Source organism: Actinomadura sp. 6K520 (assembly GCF_004349245.1).
GTDB lineage: Bacteria > Actinomycetota > Actinomycetes > Streptosporangiales > Streptosporangiaceae > Spirillospora.
This window is the reverse complement of the sequence record NZ_SMLC01000359.1, coordinates 1-2,480: the sequence shown is the minus strand read 5'-3', so window position 1 is coordinate 2,480 and position 2,480 is coordinate 1. Positions and strand designations below refer to the sequence as shown.

The 2,480-nt window shown below is 69.0% G+C and carries 2 protein-coding genes; both read left to right on the top strand.

The annotated features are described in order from the left end of the window. Nucleotides 1–357, top strand: a 357-nt coding sequence (locus E1289_RS37255; protein ID WP_243713468.1) for a DUF5996 family protein, incomplete at its 5' end; no start/stop codon positions are given. 381 nt (nucleotides 358–738) lie between these two features. Next, on the top strand, nucleotides 739–2,340 hold the full coding sequence (locus tag E1289_RS37250) for a hypothetical protein (protein ID WP_131988843.1): 1,602 nt from the start codon (nucleotides 739–741) through the stop codon (nucleotides 2,338–2,340). Nucleotides 2,341–2,480 lie beyond the last annotated feature (140 nt).

The window sequence follows — 2,480 nt, the reverse complement described above, 5'->3', positions numbered from 1 at the left end:
CCCCACCCCGGCGGCGCCCCCAACTGCGGCGACTGGGTGATGGTCGAGGGCTACTCCCGCGAACTGTCGAGCTGCGGCTTCTGGCCGGGCGGCGGCGAGGAGGGCGCCTTCTACGCCTACGCCTACCCCGAGCCTCCAGGCTTCGCCGACCACCCGGTCCTCCCGGACGGCGCCTACTACAGCCAGGAGAACGGCCAGTTCCTCCTCCCCTACGAGGCCGTAGCGGACACCGCAGACCCCGACACCGCCCTGATGAACTTCCTCCAGACGACCTACGAGGCAGCCGCAACCCACGCCGACTGGGACCGCAAGTCCCTAGAAGACGACCCCACCCGCTGGAACACCCACCGCCGGTAGCACCCATTCACCCGGACGGGTTCTCCTCGCATGGCCTCACTTGAGGACGAAGAGTCACAGATCGATTGCGTATCGTCATTTGATGGTCAAGAATCACCCCGAGGCCAGTCGCTGAGACCTCCCCCGAGAGCTGTACGCGTCCTGGCCGGCGAAGCCTCCGACTCCCGGAAAGACGATTCCGGAGGGAGCGGCCCTTACGGACGACTCCCCTGCCTAAGCGCGGTCCCACAGAAGGACGGGCCGTTGCCACGGATCGGGCGGCGACCGGGTCCAAAAAGGCGATGGGGAGCGGCCCTTGCGGGCGGCTCCCCTGCCTAAGCGTGGTTCCACGGTAAGCGATACCCAGCGTGACCGCAAGCTACTCAAAGAAGGCAGGGGACATTGGTCGGGCAAGGCGAACTCCTCAAGGCGCGCATCTGCGAACTCCTGGAGTCGTGGCAGCCATGGCAACGGCGCCTATGGGATCTCGGCACCGTGCTGGCGCTGCGGGAGGCGGTCGAGGCCGCCGACTGGGTGTCCCGGCACGTGCTCTCCCAAGGGGCTACCGCCTGGTACGCGCGAGAGTCCCTGTTGCCCCGCCTCGGCAGAGACGCCGCCATCGGAGACGGGCAGATCCGCAGGCAGCTCAACGAGGTCTGCAAGCGTCCTCTCAGGGCGGGAACACGCGGGCAACGGTCCCTCGGCCTGCTCGCGGACCTTGCGGAGAACGGCTACCTGCGACGCTGGCACACAGTGATCACATCGGGTCCGGCTTATGACGTGGAGCGGGCCGCCCGGTACATCACCGCCCACATGCTGGACCAAGGGTTTCACCAGGACCACCTCCGCCGACAGCTCAATGATCGACTCGACGCCGACGCTTGCGCATCCGACGTCCTGGAGTTGTTCATGGAGCTCCAGGCGCACGGAGCGAGAACCTTCACCGGCTTCGTGGTCCTGGACGGGAAGATCCCGGCCGCCAAGGTGGCGCTCAACTCGTCGCACTGGCTCGACAAGGCGGCGGTGAGCGTGCTGCTCGCTGAGCAATTTCCCGACTACGCCGCACCCAGAACCAGCGGCGGATTCCGGTTTCGGGTCGAGGCCCGGGACCCGTACATGGCCGTGGTGGAGATGACGGAGATCTTCGACCGGCTTCGCAACCGCGCCCGGTACCTGAGGGGACGCCAGCAGCTCGTCGCTCATCCGGTGCTGTTCGTCGAGGGCATGGCACAGCCGCAAGAGTTCCAGCGGGGCGACCCGTCGGTGACCGTCCAGTCGCTGGCGAAGGCTGGTGTCCTCTACGACGGCCCCACCGCCATGGAGGACGGGTCACGGCTGGACGACGCGTTGGAACTTGCCGCTCCGCTGACGGGGAGTTCGCCGAGCACCGCGGTCGCGGGTGCGTGGGCGGCGCTGGAGTCGTTGCTCTTCTGCGACACCGACGAAGCCGACCGGGAGGAGGGACGGGCCGTCGCGGCGGATCGGGCGGCGGCGCTCGTGGCGGCGGGCTGGTGCCGAGCGGAGCTGACGGCGCTCAGTCACCGGGCGGAGCTACTGAACGCGGATGCGCGGTTGCGCGCGGAACTCGACCGCGCGGGAAGGGTGAACCGGAAGCGCGCGGAGATCCTGCTTCGCTGGCTTAGGTCGGGAGCGGCCACGCCCGCCCTCGCCCCGGCCGATCTGGCGGCGCTGAACAGGATGCGGGGCCTCGCGCAACGGCCGCAGGCGACGCTCGGCCGGGTCAACGGCTACCTGCGCGGCGCGCTGCGGCGGCTCTACCGGCAGCGGAACATCGTCCTGCACGGAGGTTCGACCCGGTCTGTGGCGCTGCGGGCGTCGCTGCGCACGGCGGGCCCTCTGGTCGGTGCGGCGCTGGATCGCATCGCGCACGGTTACGCGGCCTGTGACGTGTCCGCACCTCATCTGGCCAGCCGGGCGCAGCTTGCGCTGCGGGTCGTCGAAGACCCGAATGGGTGGCCGCTCCACGAGCTCCTTGAGGTCTGACGGGTCAGGGGGTGAGGTGGGTTACCAGGGTGGCGGCGGGGGTTTCGGTGGCTTGGTGGTAGGACTCGCCTGCCCAGAGGCTTAGGGCTTCTGGGTCGCCCTGGGCCGTGGCGGCTCTGCGCAGGGGGGCGGTCATGTAG